Raw genomic sequence first — 12886 nt, forward strand, 5'->3', positions numbered from 1 at the left:
TTCGCCCGCGACACGAAGAACACCTCGCGGCAGCCCATTCGCTACGCCACGTTCTTCCTCCGCGGCGGCTGGAAGGGACTCCCGCCCGCAGCCCACGGCGCCCCACCCGCACCGCACACCTCTGCTGACGGGCGGCCCCCCTACTGCGGCCACCCCGACTGTGACCCCGTCACCCGCACCCGCGAAACCGAAGACGACCGCGGACTCCGCAGAGTCCACCCCTGCCCCGTCTGCCACCCCGCCAGCCAGAAAGGACACGCCGCATGACCGAGCCCCTGTGGGAGCCCGAGATCCTGCCCAACGAGCAGGCCGCTCCCCACAACGCCGAAGCGGAGAAGGCCGCCCTCGGCTCCACGTTCTACGACCTGGCCGCCATCGACCAACTCGACCGCATCCTCGCCGGGCCCGAAGACTTCTACGAGGTCCGCCACCAGATCATCTGGCAGACGATCGCCACGATGTACTGCCGCGACCGCAAGCCGAAGATCGACCCGATCACCGTCGCGGCCGAACTCCTCGCCAACGGCGAGCTCGCCAAGGTGGGCGGCGCCCCCTACCTTCACGAGCTTGCCCAGTCCGTGCCCGTCGTCGGCAACGCCGACGGCTACGCCGAGATCGTCCGCGAGCACGCCCAGCTCCGAGCCGTCCTCACCGCCACCCGCAAAGCCAGCCAGCGCGTCCTCACCGCTGCCAACACCGCCGCCGAGATCCTCGAAGCCGCCATGGCCGACCTCCAGGCCGCCGCCAAGGGCGTCGAACCGGCCGACGAGAAGCTGTCCGTCGCCGACCGGTGGATGGGCTTCATCGACGAACTCGAAGCCGGCCACGACCCGCGCGCCCTCGACACCCCCTGGTACGACCTCAACGAGATCATCGAACTCAAGCCCGGCCAGCTCATCACCGTCGGCGCCGGCACCGGCCAGGGCAAGTCCCTCTTCGGCATGAACCTCGCCGCGCACGTCGCCCTCACCCGTGGCAAGCCCGCCCTCGTCGCCTCCCTGGAGATGGGCGGCTCGGAGCTGATGGCCCGCCTCACGGCCGCCGAGGCCGGCGTCAACGTCGACCGGCTCGTCCGCCGCAAGCTCGACGCCTCCGACTGGGAGAAGGTCTTCCGCGCCGCCCCCAAGCTGCAGAACGCGGCCAACTTCATCCTCGACGATTCCCCGAATCTCACCCTCGGCAAGATCCGCGCCCGGGTCCGGTGGATGACCGCCGCCGGTCACCCCCCGGCGATCGTCGTCGCCGACTACCTGCAGCTCATGACGCCGGAGACCAACGGCAAGAAGGACCGCACCCGCGCCAACGAGGTCGCCGAGATCTCCCGCGGACTCAAGCTCCTCGCGATGGAGTTTGAGATCCCCGTCGTCGCGCTCGCCCAGTTCAACCGCAATGCCGTCGGCCGCCAGCCCATGGTGTCCGACTTCAAGGACTCCTCGTCCATCGAGCAGGACTCCAACGTGATCGTCCTGATGCACCGGCCGCTCGCCGAGGACGGATCCGACACCGGGCCCCGCGCCGGGGAGATCGACCTGATCGTCGCGAAGAACCGCAACGGCGCCTCCGGCCGCATCGTCGCACTCACCTTCCAGGGCCACTACGCCCGGCTGCGCTCCATGGGGAGGGGCTGACATGACCATCCAGGCCATCGACACGTACTACGCGGGCCACTACTTCCGCAGCCGGCTCGAAGCACGCTGGGCCTGCGTCTTCAATGACCTCGGCATCGCCTGGGAGTACGAGCCGCAGGGCTACCGGGTCGGGGAGGAAGGCCGCCCGTACCTGCCCGACTTCCACCTGACCGACCTCGACTGGTGGGTCGAGGTCAAGGGCGCCCGCGAGCGACTCGACATGAGCCTCCTGGCGGACGCAGTGCACCCCACCAAGGGGCTCGGCGGCAGGGGCAGCACGAATCTCATGATCCTCGGGCCCATCCCGGACACCAATGGCGCCTGCCCGCTGCACTTCACCATCAGCCGGGCCACCCACTGCGGAGAGCTCCACCGCTGCTCCGACGCCTGCGACTTCCCGCCCGTGCTGTACGGCCTGCACTCCTTCATGGCCGCCGCGGACCTTGAGCACCTCGGCGCCGACATGAGCCAGATACGGCCCGGCGACCTCGAGGCGTGGATGCGATGGGGCGCGATCCCGATCCCGATCGGCCGGCCCCAGCTCACCGTGCCGAAGGGCGACCTGACGAAGGCCGTCGTACACCCCCGCATCAAGCCCGGCCCGCACCTCGAAGCCGCCTACACGCTCGGCCGGACCGCCCGCTTCGAGCACGGCGAAGCCGCCTAGCCACTCCACCCCCTGAGAGGACGATCATGACATCGACCGAGAACATCGCCCGCACCCACGGCCACACCGGGCCGATGGTCTGCGAGGACTGCGGCACCACCGAGCTGCTGCATTTCGGCAGCTGGTTCGACCCGAAGACCCAGGAGTCCGGCGACTTCCTGCAGTGCTGCGCCTGCGGCATCAAGGCCGGCGACCCCACCTACATCCACGAGGACTGCGGGCCCGACATCGAGCCCGAGGACGAGGCCGCCGAACTCGGCCCCGAGGTGCGCGTCTTCCACCGGGCCGGCGGTTGGACGCTGCCCGACTACGCGGATCTCGCGGACTGCACCACCAACTACCACCGCGAGCAGGAGGGCCGGCCGCCGTGCACCGACACCGCCGTCTGGAAGGTCGTCGAGGACCACGGCCTGCACCTCACCATCGGCTTCTACTGCGACGCCGACCTGCCCGACGAGCACCGTCAGCCCGCCGCCTGACCCCCGCCCCCTGGCCGTGCGGTACCGCCGCGTCCGGCCCCACCCCCGCCCCGTGCACCGACTGCCACACCCACCCCGCCGTCTGACCGGCACCACCCGAAGGAGAAGACCGTGACCTACCCGAACCTGCTCACCCCCGAGGAAAAGCTCGCCGATGGCAAGAAGCGCCTCGCCATCCCGACGATCACCGTCATCTGCGGCTCCACCCGCTTCATGCAGGAGATGGCCGACGCCGACCGCGAGCTCACCTGGGCCGGACACATCGTCGTCAAGCCCGGCTGCGACATGAAGACCCCGCACCCGCTGTGGGCCGACCCCGACCAGGCCGAGGCAGGCAAGGCCCGGCTCGACGACCTGCACCGGGCGAAGATCCGCCTCGCTGACGAGGTGCTCGTCGTCGGCGACTACATCGGCGACTCGACCCGCGCCGAGATCGCCTACGCCCGGTCGCTGGGCAAGCCCGTCCACTTCACCCACCCCGCCGTCGACCCCGCCGCCTGACCGCCGCGCGCGGCACCCAACACCACCAGGAGGACACCCCGATGGCCTACCCGCCCGCCGACGACCGGCTCCGGCACCTGCTCGCCCAGCGGATCAACTGCCACGTCGACACCTGGAAGCTCGCGTTCTTCATCGCTGGCGCCATCGTCGACGACCCCGAGATCCGCGCCGAGCTCGACCGCATCGCGGCGGCTCACGCGGCAAACCAGCCGTGCGGCGACCGCAACTGCCGCGCCTGCTTCGAAGCCGCCTCCGCCCCGTGAGCAGCAGTCGGCCCGGCGTGCTGATACCACGCCGGGCCTGCCCCGACCATACCGCCGACCGAAGGAACCCGATGACCGACACCACCCTCCGCGACCGCATCGCCCAGGCGCTGCACCGCGATCAGACGCCGCCGCCCGTTGTGTCCTGGGTCGAGGAACAGCCGCTCGACCGTGAGTACTTCCTCCGCCGTGCCGACGCGGTGCTGGCCGTGCTGCCCCCGCCTGCGGACCGGGCCGCCGTCCTGCGGGAAGCCGCCGACCGGATCGACGCCGGGTGGTTCACCACCGCTGCCACTGCAACCGCCGAGCTGCGCCGCATGGCCGCCGAGGCGCAGCCCGCCACCGAGGCGGAGGTGATCCGTCGCGAGCACGTCGACTACTTCCTCCAGTGCCAGCAGCCCGACGGCACCTGGGAACAGGCGAGCAGCTACGAGACCGACCCCGACCGGGCGCAGGAGCGGCTGGCCAGGCTGACCGAGAAGCACCCGGAGATCACCTGGCGGCTGGCTCGCCGCACAACCACGGTCCTCGTCGAAGTGCAGGACCCCGCCCAGCCCTGACCCGTATCACCCCCGTGCGGGGCGTGTACGCCCGCCACAGCGCCGTTCACGCCCCGCACGGCACCCAGTCACCCCGCATCCGCCAACGCCCGCCACACGGGCACACAGCCCATCCGAAAGGCCGCACCATGACCCGCCCACCGATCCGCTGGATCCCCGATGACGGCAGCGCCCAGATCCTCGCCGCCTACGCCCGCACCCGCGAACCCCTCCGCTCCGCCCTCCGCCGCGCGCTCCGGCTCCTCGCCCACGCCGACGGCATCCTCGACGCCCGCGGACAGGTGCCCCGGCAGAGGAGGCGGCCGTGAACCGTCGCACCGTCCGCCGCGCCGCCGGCTGCGCCCTGCTGTCGCTCATCCCGATCACGTTCGTGACGCTCGCCGCCCTCGCCGGCCAGCTGGCCGAGCTCGCGGTCGGCGCGGTGATCGCCGTCTTCGTCTGCCTCGCCGCCTACGCGGGCGTCCGGCTCCTCGACGACAGGAGGCGGCCGTGAGAGGACTGCCGGCAGACCGCGCCCTGCTGACGGCCCGACGCCTCGAGATCCTCCGCCTGGCCGCGAACGGCATGACCAACGCCGAGATCGCCAAGAAGCTGTGGATCGCCGAGGACTCCGTGAAGTCCCACATGCGCCTTGCCTACGAGCAGCTCGGCGCCCGCGACCGCACCCACGCCATCGCCATCTGCCTCGTCCGCGGACTCATCCACCCGCACGAGATCGAACTCCTCCCGCCCCGCACGAAGAAGGACGTCGCATGACCGAGTCGCAAGCCGCACCCGCCAACTGCGATCACCACTACGAGACCCACATCCTCGGCGGCCACCCGATCACCGTCCGGGTCTGCCTCTTCTGCCGCACGCCCGACTGGGCCGATCTCTACGGCGAGGCCGTCCAGTTGTACCGGTGGGGACGGGATGACGAACTGGCCGGCCGACCGCCTCGGGAGAAGCTCAGCGCCTACGACATGCCTCGCTCCGCCCTCACAGAAGCCGCCAACGCCCGCCAGAGCGCCCCGCAGGCGACGGATGGACTCCCGGAGGGTCGGGGCGGCGAACGGGCCGGAGAGGGGCGCGAGGGGCTTCGGGTTCGGCCCGGGCAGATCTACCGGAGCCTCGGCGACCCCTACCCATACACAGAACCGCGCCGCATCAAGGTGGTCGGCGAACCCATCACCACGCTCGGAAGGTACGGCTTCGGCAAGGTCGACGTCGTCACGCTCACTGACACCGGCCGAGAGATCCGACGCCGCGCCATCGAACTGACGCAACTCCACCCCACCGCCACCACCAGCGATGGCAAACCCCGCCGTACCGGATACGCCCTCGAAGCCCCCGCCCACAACGCCGGCCCGTCCGTCGCCGAATGCGCCGCCCAGGACCGCGTCTGGCCGCTGCAGAAGGAGGGCGAGTGATCTACAACGACCCCGCCATCACCATCCGCAAGACCGGCCGCACCTGGTCCTGGACCTGCAACAACGACAACTGCGGCTGGGTCGGCGTCGGCCTACTCAGCCAGCAGGCCGCCCTCCGCGAAGCCTGCCGCCACCTCATCGAGTTTTTCGACCAGCACCACGGCCTCGACCGCGGGCCCACCTGGAACGAGACCGAGCAGCGGGCCACCGCCACCTGCCACTGCGGTCACGAGGCCGAAGAGAAGACCGAGGCCGGCGCCGAGTACTCGATCGAGATGCACGCCCACTGGCTGCGGGAAACCCTCCCCGCCGCCCGCACCGCCTGACCCACCGCCCCGCCCGCACCAAGGAGCACGCCTTGACCTCTCACCAATGGCAGCACCTGAAAGGCGCCGTCATGGCTTCCCGCGATCGCTCGTGGGACTTCCTGCTTCACCGCCGGCCGCCACGTCCGGGAAACCTCCCGGTGAGGTCTTACGCCAGCTCCACAGGCGTTTTAGCTCTCCGCCAGCCCGGCGGCGAGCAGGTTCCTAGCTGCGTTCACATCGCGATCGTGCGTGACGCCGCACCCGCAAGTCCACTCTCGGATGTTGAGGGGCAGGGATTGTCGAACAGTTCCGCACGCTTGGCACAGCTTGCTACTCGGGAACCAGCGATCCACAACTACAAGGTTGCGTCCGTACCAGGCGCTCTTGTACTCAAACATGTACCGGAGCTCGGTCCACGAGGCGTCGGAGATGGCCCGAGCCAAGGTGCCGTTCCTCATCATGTTACGGACGGTCAAGTTCTCGATCACGATCGTTTGGTTCTCACGAACGAGTCGAGTCGAAGTCTTGTGCAAGAAGTCGCGACGTCGGTCTGCAATGCGGGCATGGATGCGAGCCACCCGACGTCGGCACTTCTCTCGATTGGCCGAACCCTTCTGCTTCCGCGAAAGAGCCTGCTGGGCTTTCGCCAGCTTGCGGCGGTCTTGTCGCTCGTGCCGTGGGTTCGTCACCTTCTCCCCGGTCGACAGGGTCAAGAGGGAAGTGATGCCAGCATCAACGCCGACGGCTCGACTGGTCGCTGGACCGGCGTCGACGGAATCCACGCAAAGCATGGACACGAACCAGCGGCCGGCCGCATCGCGAGACACCGTCACGCTGGAAGGCTCCGCGCCCTCGGGGAGCGGGCGAGACCAGCGAACCTCCAAAGGCGCAGACATCTTGGCCAGGAACAGTTGGCCATCGCGCCAGCGGAACGCCGAGCGAGTGTAGGTAGCCGAAGCTCGCGACTTCTTCTTGGACTTGAAGGACGGGTACTTGGCCCGCTTGTCGAAGAAGGATGCGAATGCTGTCTGGAGATGTCGAAGGGCCTGCTGAAGGGGAACCGAGGAAACGTCCCCAAGGAACTCCGTCCCTGGTTGCTTCTTCAGCACTGTCAGGGCCTTGTCGGTCTCGGCGTATCCCACCTTCTTGCCCTGCTTCGTGTACGCCTCTGTGCGCATTTGGAGTGCCCAGTTGTAGACGTACCTCACGCAGCCGAACGTGCGTGACAGCTCGGCTGCCTGCTCGTCCGTCGGATAGAAGCGGAACTTGAAAGCCCGCTTTACCTGCTGCGTCATGCTTACAGCATAGCAGTGTGCCTTGTAAAAGTGAGGCCCAATACGCAAGTTGGGCTGTGCAGGTGTAAGGAGATCACATGTCTGACTTCTCGGATTACTCGCAGGTCTGTGGGTTGTGTTCGAAGCAGAGCAACTCGCGAGTTCACCACGGCTGCCAGATGCGACTTGATAAGGTCTTGGCCGATCTCCCCATCGTCTACCGCGGCCTCGAAGCCGTGCTCTACCCCGGGAGGCGAGGGGGCGACGGCCGTACCGCCACACGCACTGCACCCATCCCGCCAAACGAGGAGGTACTCAACCTTCGGGGACCCGGCGGGATGGTGGGGATACTGACCGACTGGGAGGACTGCACCCGTGAGTTGCTCGAGTGGGAGCCGCGGCCGTTTCGGGGAAACATAGAGCAGACCGTCATGGGATGCGTGGACTTCTTGAGGGCCAATCTTGGTTGGCTTTGTGAGGAGCACCCCGACATACGTGGATTCGCCGCCGACCTGAGGCGCGTCTGGACTGCGGGGCGTGCCTTGATCGATGGCGAGAGGGCGCCGCGCAGGGTGCCAGTCCTGTGTCCTTGTGGGGTAATCCTGAAGGTCACCATCGATACACCTGGCGCTCGCTGCATGGGCTGTGGAACGCAGTACTCGCACAGTGAGGTATTGCAGTTGCCGCTAGCGGAGCGCAGAAGCGCGGCGTAAGCAGAAGGGCGCCCCGGCCGGCCGGCCGGGGCGCCCTTCTGCGTGCCTGATCACTGCGGCGGCCGACTGTACTTGCCGATCGTCTTCTGGTTGGTGGACGAGTCTTCGAGTCGGAGCTCCCAGGGCCCGGTGTTGATGTCCATCTCTTTGCCAAAGCCGACCCACTTGCCGGCCATGCGGGTGCCGGTGGGCTCGACGAGCATCTGGATGGCGCCGTGGTACCGGGCTCCGCGGTAGTAGCCGTCCGTGGCGGTCTGCTCGACCCACGTTCCGGTGATGACGCTGCCGTCCACGGTGAGGTCCATGGTCAGCGGTGAGTCGGGATTCGACGACGCGTCGGGCAGGGATCGAACCGTCAGCCGGTTGCCATGCTGGAGTACGACGACGTAGTGCATGCCGATGAAGCTGGAGTCCCGGCCGCTGGAGAAGTACTCGTACCTCGACAGCCACACGCCGCTGTAGCTGGCGCGGGGCGAAGCTGCTGGCGTTGGGCCTGGGACCGGCGCTGCCACGCCAGCTGTCGACGGATGGACGTCGTGGCCGCCAGCGCCGTCGCCCGCCACTCGCGCCATTGCGGGGGAGGAGAAGCCGAGCGCGTCGATCGGCATGCCAGTGACGGCTTCGAGTGCGCGCGCGTAGCGGGGGCTGGGGACGGCGATGGCGCCGGACTCCCAACGCTGAATGAGGCGCTTGCTAGCCTCAAGCGGGTAGCCGGCGCGCTCTCCGGCATCCCGGAGAGCGGCGGCGAAGTCGTCCTGGCTGAGCATCATGGAGATGCGAACCGCCCGGAGTGTGGAGTTTGGGGTGGTCATACTCCAATACGGTAGCCGGATGACGCCGAGATGTCGCCTGAGATGTCGTCGCGGCGAGTGACGCCGTGATGTCACCTTGTAGGCATGAACCGAACCCGATTACCGACCCCTGGCGATCTGCTCCGCTCGCGAGCCAGACACGCCGAGCAGTTCGCCTACCTCGCGCCAGGCCCGGCCTTCCTTGAGTTCGCCGACAGCGGCTCGCTCGATCTCCTGCGTCCGGCGGTTTGCTGCCGTCAATGCCTCGCGCAGCGCGCGGGCCGCGTGGAAGCGCTCGACGGCGTCGGGGATCTGTGCGAGTCGTCCCGTCTCGGACTCGATGGTGGAGGTGAGCGCTTCTGTCATGCACGTAGCGTATGGGCGAATTGGCGCCACTTCAAGAGACCTCTTGACACCCTGGCTCGCGGCGCTACAAGATGTCTCTTGAAGCCGACGGGGCTCCACCCCCGGAAAGCCTCACTGCCGCTCCACCGGCACCCACAAACGAAGACGGCCCCGGCGCAGCGACTCCACTCGCTGACCGAGGCCTAACCGATCAGGTACCTGCTAGGGAGACCCTGATGGCTGCAGACCAGCTTAGCGGTGCGCACGTGCGCACCGAGCACCCCGCTTCGAACGTCCACCCCTTCCCGGTCGTCGCGCCGGGTCACCACCTCGCCCCGGTCGCGCTCGGCGCCCCCGGGCCGGACCAGAAGATCGTGTTCGTGCAGGACCCCGACTGGTGCACGATGAATCACGTCTCCGAGTTCGTGCATTTCCTGGAGGACCTGGACCACACCGGCGAGCAGTACGCCGCGCACATCCCGTCGTTCTTCAACGGGGACAAGCCGGCGTACACGCTCACCTCGGCGGTGGGCTGCGACTCGATGTCGTCGGACCCGCTGATGCGGGCGGCGCACGTCATCGTCGGCGACGAGGGCTCGGTGGACGCCTACCTCACGCCGGACATGGCGGACGAGGCGGCGGCCGGCCTGGAGCGGCTGGCGGCGAAGATCCGCGAGCACGCCCGCACCGCCCGCCTGCACAACGCGGCGAACGGCGACTCCGACCCGGACATGGACGAGGCGCTGCGCGGGGTCCGCGGGGGTGCCGCATGAGCACCGTCGTCTACTCGCGGGCCGAGCAGGCCGCCCGTCTGGCCGCGCAGGGTCCGGTCCGGACCGTCGAGCCGCCCCGCCCGAAGCGCACCGTGCTGGAGCGGTTCCCCGCCGGCGCCCCGCGCGGTGTCTGGCCGGCGGAGGCGTTCGCTGCCGAGCGTCGCCGTGAGGGCGTCCCGGCCCGGGTCGTGATGGACCTGGAGTCCGACTCGTTCCTCGTGATCACCGAGGTCGCGTCGTGAGCGGCTTCCAGGCTGAGGCCTTCGACCAGTACCGGATCAAGGTGGCCCGCCGTGAGCTGGCGATCGCCGAGGGTGTCGACATGGGCGACGAGGTCGCGATGGCCGGCGTGATCGGCTCGCTGACCGTGGTCGTCAGGTCCCTGCTGGACATCGTTGACCAGCCCGCCGGGAGCACGTCGTGATCTCCTACACCCCGCTGTACGACCCGGAGAAGGACGTGCACGTCGGCGTCCCGAAGCTGCAGGACGCTATCGACCGGGCCCGGAAGGTCCTGGATGAGAAGGCCACGGCGAACATCCACGACAAGGACGATATGATCCGCGCCGCCAGCGGCCTCGACTACGTCCTGCGCGACCTGCTCGCCGCCCTCGACGCGCAGCAGGACGGTGCCTCGTGACCGACTCCGAGCGCGCCGAGCTGTCCCGCAAGGTCGCCGAGGCCAACCGGCAGTCGACCAACCGCCCCAAGTAGGGCCCCCCTTGCCGCCGCGGCGCGGTCCGTCCACTCCCCCCGTCCCGCGCCGCGGCACCCACTCGATCCCAGCCTGACCAGCCGAGGAGATCCGTCATGCGCTTTTCCCGCCGCCAGTTGACCGAGCTGGCCGACGACCGTGAGAAGTCCGCGGCCCGTAGCGAGCGCGCCGCCAAGTCGGCCGAGCGTGACGCGGCCGACGAGTCACTGAGTCCCGCGACCCGCCGCCAGGCCGCCGCCCAGGCGCCGATCTCGCGCCGCCGGGCCCGCGAGTGCCGCGCGGAGGCCGCCGCTTACCGCGCAGGCGTTCAGCCGAACGAACTCTGAACCACCCCACCCCGCCCCCTTCGACCCGAGAGGTCTATCCCGCCATGCTCACTCTGACCCTGATCTCGTCGCCCGAGCCGGCCTCCGACGCCGCCTACCGCACCGACCTGATCCGCCGGTACCTCGCCGCCGCGGACTGGACGGTGGAGCTGCAACTGCTCGCCGAGGCCGGCGACTACGACCGGGCGAACCCGGGCGCGCCGTCCCTGACGGACGAGCTGCTCGGCGCGGCCCTCCCGGCTGCCGCCTGATGACGATGCATTTCCACTGCCCGGACTGCGGGCCGCTGGTCCGGGGCCAGACCCGGGCGATCTGCGGCCAGGTCATCCGTCCGCTCGTCGTCAGCGACAAGCCGGACAAGAAGTGCCCCGACTGCAAGAGCCTCCGTCGATCTCACCGAAGGGACCACCACTGATGGGCCTGTTCCGCCGCCAGTCCGAGCCGTCCGGCTACCGCCCGACCGACGCCGAGGTCGCCGACGCGGCCGCCCAGCTGAACGCGGGCAGCCACCACGCCGCCTGGGACATCACGTTGCACTCCGGCGACCGCCGGCAGGAGACCGCGATGCGGATCCTCGGCGCCAGCATCCAGGACCCGGAGTAGCAGGCCGGCTGCCCGATCCGCCCGTCTCGCACGGGCGGTGAGGGGAACCGCGCAGCGTTCCGCCACCCCGACCCGAGAGGAGCCCGTCATGGGCCGCAAGATCGATCTGGCCGGCCAGACTTTCGGCCGACTCACCGTGACCACAGAGGCCGGCCGCGACAAGGAAGGAAGGGTCCTGTGGCGATGCCTCTGCATCTGCGGAGAGGAGTGCCTGAGGGGCGGTAAGACCCTCCGATCTGGTCGGTCGCAGTCGTGTGGATGCCTCGGCCGTGAGCGGCTGAGATCCGCCAGCCAAACGACATCACGTCCCCACAGGCGAGCGTCCGCCCCAGTCGGCCAGAAGTTCGGGAGCCTGACCGTCATCGACGAGCGATGGGATGACGCGCGCGGTCGAATGCTGTGGCTCTGCCGATGCGACTGCGGCAACGAGAAGGCAGTGAAGCCGTCCAACGTGAAGAGCGGGCGCTCTCAGTCGTGTGGATGTGGGCGCGGCAGCAATAAGCATGACCTGTCCGGTCAGCGCTTCGGGCTCCTCACGGTCGTTGCCGCAGCTGGGCGGAGCGCTGGAGGGCACGTCACTTGGCGCTGCGTATGCGACTGCGGAGGGGAACGGGACGTGGTTGCGTCCCGCCTCGTCCATGGAGAAGTCGAGGACTGCGGCCATCGGGTGGGCAACTCAACTCACGGTCAGAGCGGTACGCCCTTGTACAAGCGGTGGCAGTCGATGATCCGTCGCTGCGAGAACCCCAACGCTCGTGCCTACGCAGACTACGGAGGTCGAGGAATCTCGGTCTGCGCGAGGTGGCGGCAGTACGAGAACTTCCACGCAGACATGGGGCCCGGCTTCAGAGAAGAACTGACGCTGGACCGGATCGATGTCAACGGCAACTACGAACCCGGTAACTGTCGCTGGGCCACCGTCACTGAGCAGGCGCGGAACAAGCGCAGCAACCGGTACCTGACATTCCGCGGCCGCACTCTGACCGTTGCCGAGTGGGCCGAAATTCTCGGACTCAAGGAAAGCCGCATCCGTCACCGGATCGACAAGGCGGGCTGGTCAGTCGACCGCGCCTTGACCGAGGGCGTCGACCCGGCCGTCCTTTCCCGACTCGCAGAAGAGAGCAACCGATGAATCTCCGCTCCATCTCCTGGCTCCTTGTCGGCGGCTACCTCCTGGTCGTCGGCCTGTGGCACCCCGCCCTCGCCCCCGTGTCCCTGGCCGCCGCCGGACTGGGCGCCGTGATCGCCGCCATCCCCGGCTACGTGCTCGCCCTGGCCGCCGTCGCCGCCTGGCTGAAGTACCGGCCCGCGCCCGTCGCCCCGGCAGGTGCCTGATGGCGTGGCGTAACGAGACCGAGGGTGGCGCCGGCCGCACCGACGACAGCCGAGGCCCCACCCCGACCCGGTCCTGGCAGCCCGTCAGCCCTGGAGAGAACCGGGTCAACGGGATCACCCCCCAGCCGGGCCCCCGCCAGGGCGAGTCCACCCGCCTGTACCGACGCGCCCGCGTCACCGCCAGCTAGACCAGAGAG

General features: G+C 69.0%; 23 protein-coding genes and 1 pseudogene. 21 read left to right on the forward strand and 3 right to left on the reverse strand.

Annotated elements, in window-relative coordinates; genetic code table 11:
* The first annotated feature begins 263 nt into the window (after positions 1–263).
* The 11 genes from ACF1AL_RS14675 to ACF1AL_RS14725 all read left to right on the forward strand — a co-directional run bounded on the left by ACF1AL_RS14675 (position 264) and on the right by ACF1AL_RS14725 (position 5833).
* On the forward strand, positions 264–1628 hold the full coding sequence (locus ACF1AL_RS14675) for a replicative DNA helicase (RefSeq protein ID WP_391826040.1): 1365 nt from the start codon (positions 264–266) through the stop codon (positions 1626–1628).
* Position 1629: 1 nt separating this feature from the next.
* Positions 1630–2295 (forward strand): hypothetical protein, encoded by a 666-nt coding sequence (locus ACF1AL_RS14680; RefSeq protein WP_391826041.1) that lies wholly within the window; start codon positions 1630–1632, stop codon positions 2293–2295.
* A 26-nt stretch (positions 2296–2321) separates the two neighbouring features.
* Positions 2322–2774: a hypothetical protein gene (locus ACF1AL_RS14685; protein WP_391826042.1), complete on the forward strand. Its 453-nt coding sequence runs from the start codon at positions 2322–2324 to the stop codon at positions 2772–2774.
* Between the two features lie 111 nt (positions 2775–2885).
* The gene (locus tag ACF1AL_RS14690) at positions 2886–3275 is read left to right on the forward strand and encodes a hypothetical protein (protein ID WP_391826043.1); all 390 of its coding nucleotides are present in this window, start codon (positions 2886–2888) and stop codon (positions 3273–3275) included.
* A gap of 41 nt (positions 3276–3316) precedes the next feature.
* Positions 3317–3538, forward strand: a complete 222-nt coding sequence (locus ACF1AL_RS14695) for a hypothetical protein (protein ID WP_391826044.1) — start codon at positions 3317–3319, stop codon at positions 3536–3538.
* Positions 3539–3609: 71 nt separating this feature from the next.
* A complete protein-coding gene (locus ACF1AL_RS14700) occupies positions 3610–4098 on the forward strand; it encodes a hypothetical protein (RefSeq protein WP_391826045.1) in 489 nt (162 codons plus the stop codon).
* 128 nt (positions 4099–4226) lie between these two features.
* Positions 4227–4406 (forward strand): hypothetical protein, encoded by a 180-nt coding sequence (locus ACF1AL_RS14705; RefSeq protein ID WP_391826046.1) that lies wholly within the window; start codon positions 4227–4229, stop codon positions 4404–4406.
* Positions 4403–4591: a hypothetical protein gene (locus ACF1AL_RS14710; RefSeq protein ID WP_391826047.1), complete on the forward strand. Its 189-nt coding sequence runs from the start codon at positions 4403–4405 to the stop codon at positions 4589–4591. Before ACF1AL_RS14705 ends, ACF1AL_RS14710 begins: the two co-directional genes overlap by 4 nt.
* A complete protein-coding gene (locus ACF1AL_RS14715; protein ID WP_391826048.1) occupies positions 4588–4854 on the forward strand; it encodes a response regulator transcription factor in 267 nt (88 codons plus the stop codon). The genes ACF1AL_RS14710 and ACF1AL_RS14715 overlap by 4 nt, the downstream gene beginning before the upstream one ends.
* Positions 4851–5507 carry a hypothetical protein gene (locus ACF1AL_RS14720; protein WP_391826049.1) on the forward strand — a complete coding sequence of 219 codons (657 nt, stop codon included), beginning with the start codon at positions 4851–4853 and terminating at the stop codon, positions 5505–5507. Before ACF1AL_RS14715 ends, ACF1AL_RS14720 begins: the two co-directional genes overlap by 4 nt.
* Positions 5504–5833, forward strand: a complete 330-nt coding sequence (locus ACF1AL_RS14725) for a hypothetical protein (protein ID WP_391826050.1) — start codon at positions 5504–5506, stop codon at positions 5831–5833. The genes ACF1AL_RS14720 and ACF1AL_RS14725 overlap by 4 nt, the downstream gene beginning before the upstream one ends.
* 77 nt (positions 5834–5910) lie before the next feature.
* Here the strand turns inward: ACF1AL_RS14725 and ACF1AL_RS14730 are convergent.
* The 3 genes and pseudogenes from ACF1AL_RS14730 to ACF1AL_RS14740 form a co-directional block, all read right to left on the reverse strand.
* A pseudogene (locus ACF1AL_RS14730) lies at positions 5911–7110 on the reverse strand (RNA-guided endonuclease InsQ/TnpB family protein); the annotation flags it as partial.
* A gap of 742 nt (positions 7111–7852) precedes the next feature.
* Positions 7853–8614 carry an XRE family transcriptional regulator gene (locus ACF1AL_RS14735; RefSeq protein ID WP_391826051.1) on the reverse strand — a complete coding sequence of 254 codons (762 nt, stop codon included), beginning with the start codon at positions 8612–8614 and terminating at the stop codon, positions 7853–7855.
* 99 nt (positions 8615–8713) lie between these two features.
* Positions 8714–8959, reverse strand: coding sequence for a hypothetical protein (locus ACF1AL_RS14740; protein ID WP_391826052.1), 246 nt, complete (start codon positions 8957–8959; stop codon positions 8714–8716).
* A gap of 215 nt (positions 8960–9174) precedes the next feature.
* Between ACF1AL_RS14740 and ACF1AL_RS14745 the strand changes: the two genes are divergently transcribed.
* From ACF1AL_RS14745 to ACF1AL_RS14790, 10 genes are all read left to right on the forward strand, one after another.
* On the forward strand, positions 9175–9711 hold the full coding sequence (locus tag ACF1AL_RS14745) for a DUF6907 domain-containing protein (protein WP_391826053.1): 537 nt from the start codon (positions 9175–9177) through the stop codon (positions 9709–9711).
* Entirely contained in the window at positions 9708–9953 is a 246-nt protein-coding gene (locus ACF1AL_RS14750; protein WP_391826054.1) for a hypothetical protein, read from the forward strand. The genes ACF1AL_RS14745 and ACF1AL_RS14750 overlap by 4 nt, the downstream gene beginning before the upstream one ends.
* Complete coding sequence (locus ACF1AL_RS14755; protein ID WP_391826055.1) at positions 9950–10135, forward strand: hypothetical protein; 186 nt, start codon at positions 9950–9952, stop codon at positions 10133–10135. Before ACF1AL_RS14750 ends, ACF1AL_RS14755 begins: the two co-directional genes overlap by 4 nt.
* The gene (locus tag ACF1AL_RS14760; RefSeq protein ID WP_391826056.1) at positions 10132–10350 is read left to right on the forward strand and encodes a hypothetical protein; all 219 of its coding nucleotides are present in this window, start codon (positions 10132–10134) and stop codon (positions 10348–10350) included. The genes ACF1AL_RS14755 and ACF1AL_RS14760 overlap by 4 nt, the downstream gene beginning before the upstream one ends.
* Before the next feature lie 170 nt (positions 10351–10520).
* Complete coding sequence (locus ACF1AL_RS14765; protein ID WP_391826057.1) at positions 10521–10751, forward strand: hypothetical protein; 231 nt, start codon at positions 10521–10523, stop codon at positions 10749–10751.
* A 44-nt stretch (positions 10752–10795) separates the two neighbouring features.
* Positions 10796–11002 carry a hypothetical protein gene (locus tag ACF1AL_RS14770; protein ID WP_391826058.1) on the forward strand — a complete coding sequence of 69 codons (207 nt, stop codon included), beginning with the start codon at positions 10796–10798 and terminating at the stop codon, positions 11000–11002.
* A gap of 163 nt (positions 11003–11165) precedes the next feature.
* Positions 11166–11354 (forward strand): hypothetical protein, encoded by a 189-nt coding sequence (locus ACF1AL_RS14775; RefSeq protein WP_391826059.1) that lies wholly within the window; start codon positions 11166–11168, stop codon positions 11352–11354.
* 832 nt (positions 11355–12186) lie between these two features.
* Positions 12187–12486: a hypothetical protein gene (locus ACF1AL_RS14780; protein ID WP_391826060.1), complete on the forward strand. Its 300-nt coding sequence runs from the start codon at positions 12187–12189 to the stop codon at positions 12484–12486.
* Positions 12483–12689 (forward strand): hypothetical protein, encoded by a 207-nt coding sequence (locus tag ACF1AL_RS14785; RefSeq protein ID WP_391826061.1) that lies wholly within the window; start codon positions 12483–12485, stop codon positions 12687–12689. Before ACF1AL_RS14780 ends, ACF1AL_RS14785 begins: the two co-directional genes overlap by 4 nt.
* Entirely contained in the window at positions 12689–12877 is a 189-nt protein-coding gene (locus ACF1AL_RS14790) for a hypothetical protein (protein WP_391826062.1), read from the forward strand. The genes ACF1AL_RS14785 and ACF1AL_RS14790 overlap by 1 nt, the downstream gene beginning before the upstream one ends.
* Positions 12878–12886: the final 9 nt, after the last annotated feature.

Origin of the sequence: Streptomyces sp. NPDC014801, assembly GCF_043082085.1 — a bacterium.
In the GTDB taxonomy this organism is placed as follows: domain Bacteria; phylum Actinomycetota; class Actinomycetes; order Streptomycetales; family Streptomycetaceae; genus Streptomyces.

Coding starts and splice junctions, on each gene's coding strand:
- ACF1AL_RS14765 (WP_391826057.1), top strand. CDS start 10,521: ATGCGCTTTTCCCGCCGCCAGTTGACCGAGCTGGCCGACGACCGTGAG.
- ACF1AL_RS14735 (WP_391826051.1), bottom strand. CDS start 8,614: ATGACCACCCCAAACTCCACACTCCGGGCGGTTCGCATCTCCATGATG.
- ACF1AL_RS14720 (WP_391826049.1), top strand. CDS start 4,851: ATGACCGAGTCGCAAGCCGCACCCGCCAACTGCGATCACCACTACGAG.
- ACF1AL_RS14700 (WP_391826045.1), top strand. CDS start 3,610: ATGACCGACACCACCCTCCGCGACCGCATCGCCCAGGCGCTGCACCGC.
- ACF1AL_RS14740 (WP_391826052.1), bottom strand. CDS start 8,959: ATGACAGAAGCGCTCACCTCCACCATCGAGTCCGAGACGGGACGACTC.
- ACF1AL_RS14680 (WP_391826041.1), top strand. CDS start 1,630: ATGACCATCCAGGCCATCGACACGTACTACGCGGGCCACTACTTCCGC.
- ACF1AL_RS14770 (WP_391826058.1), top strand. CDS start 10,796: ATGCTCACTCTGACCCTGATCTCGTCGCCCGAGCCGGCCTCCGACGCC.
- ACF1AL_RS14750 (WP_391826054.1), top strand. CDS start 9,708: ATGAGCACCGTCGTCTACTCGCGGGCCGAGCAGGCCGCCCGTCTGGCC.
- ACF1AL_RS14705 (WP_391826046.1), top strand. CDS start 4,227: ATGACCCGCCCACCGATCCGCTGGATCCCCGATGACGGCAGCGCCCAG.
- ACF1AL_RS14685 (WP_391826042.1), top strand. CDS start 2,322: ATGACATCGACCGAGAACATCGCCCGCACCCACGGCCACACCGGGCCG.
- ACF1AL_RS14790 (WP_391826062.1), top strand. CDS start 12,689: ATGGCGTGGCGTAACGAGACCGAGGGTGGCGCCGGCCGCACCGACGAC.
- ACF1AL_RS14775 (WP_391826059.1), top strand. CDS start 11,166: ATGGGCCTGTTCCGCCGCCAGTCCGAGCCGTCCGGCTACCGCCCGACC.
- ACF1AL_RS14785 (WP_391826061.1), top strand. CDS start 12,483: ATGAATCTCCGCTCCATCTCCTGGCTCCTTGTCGGCGGCTACCTCCTG.
- ACF1AL_RS14675 (WP_391826040.1), top strand. CDS start 264: ATGACCGAGCCCCTGTGGGAGCCCGAGATCCTGCCCAACGAGCAGGCC.
- ACF1AL_RS14780 (WP_391826060.1), top strand. CDS start 12,187: ATGGGGCCCGGCTTCAGAGAAGAACTGACGCTGGACCGGATCGATGTC.
- ACF1AL_RS14745 (WP_391826053.1), top strand. CDS start 9,175: ATGGCTGCAGACCAGCTTAGCGGTGCGCACGTGCGCACCGAGCACCCC.
- ACF1AL_RS14695 (WP_391826044.1), top strand. CDS start 3,317: ATGGCCTACCCGCCCGCCGACGACCGGCTCCGGCACCTGCTCGCCCAG.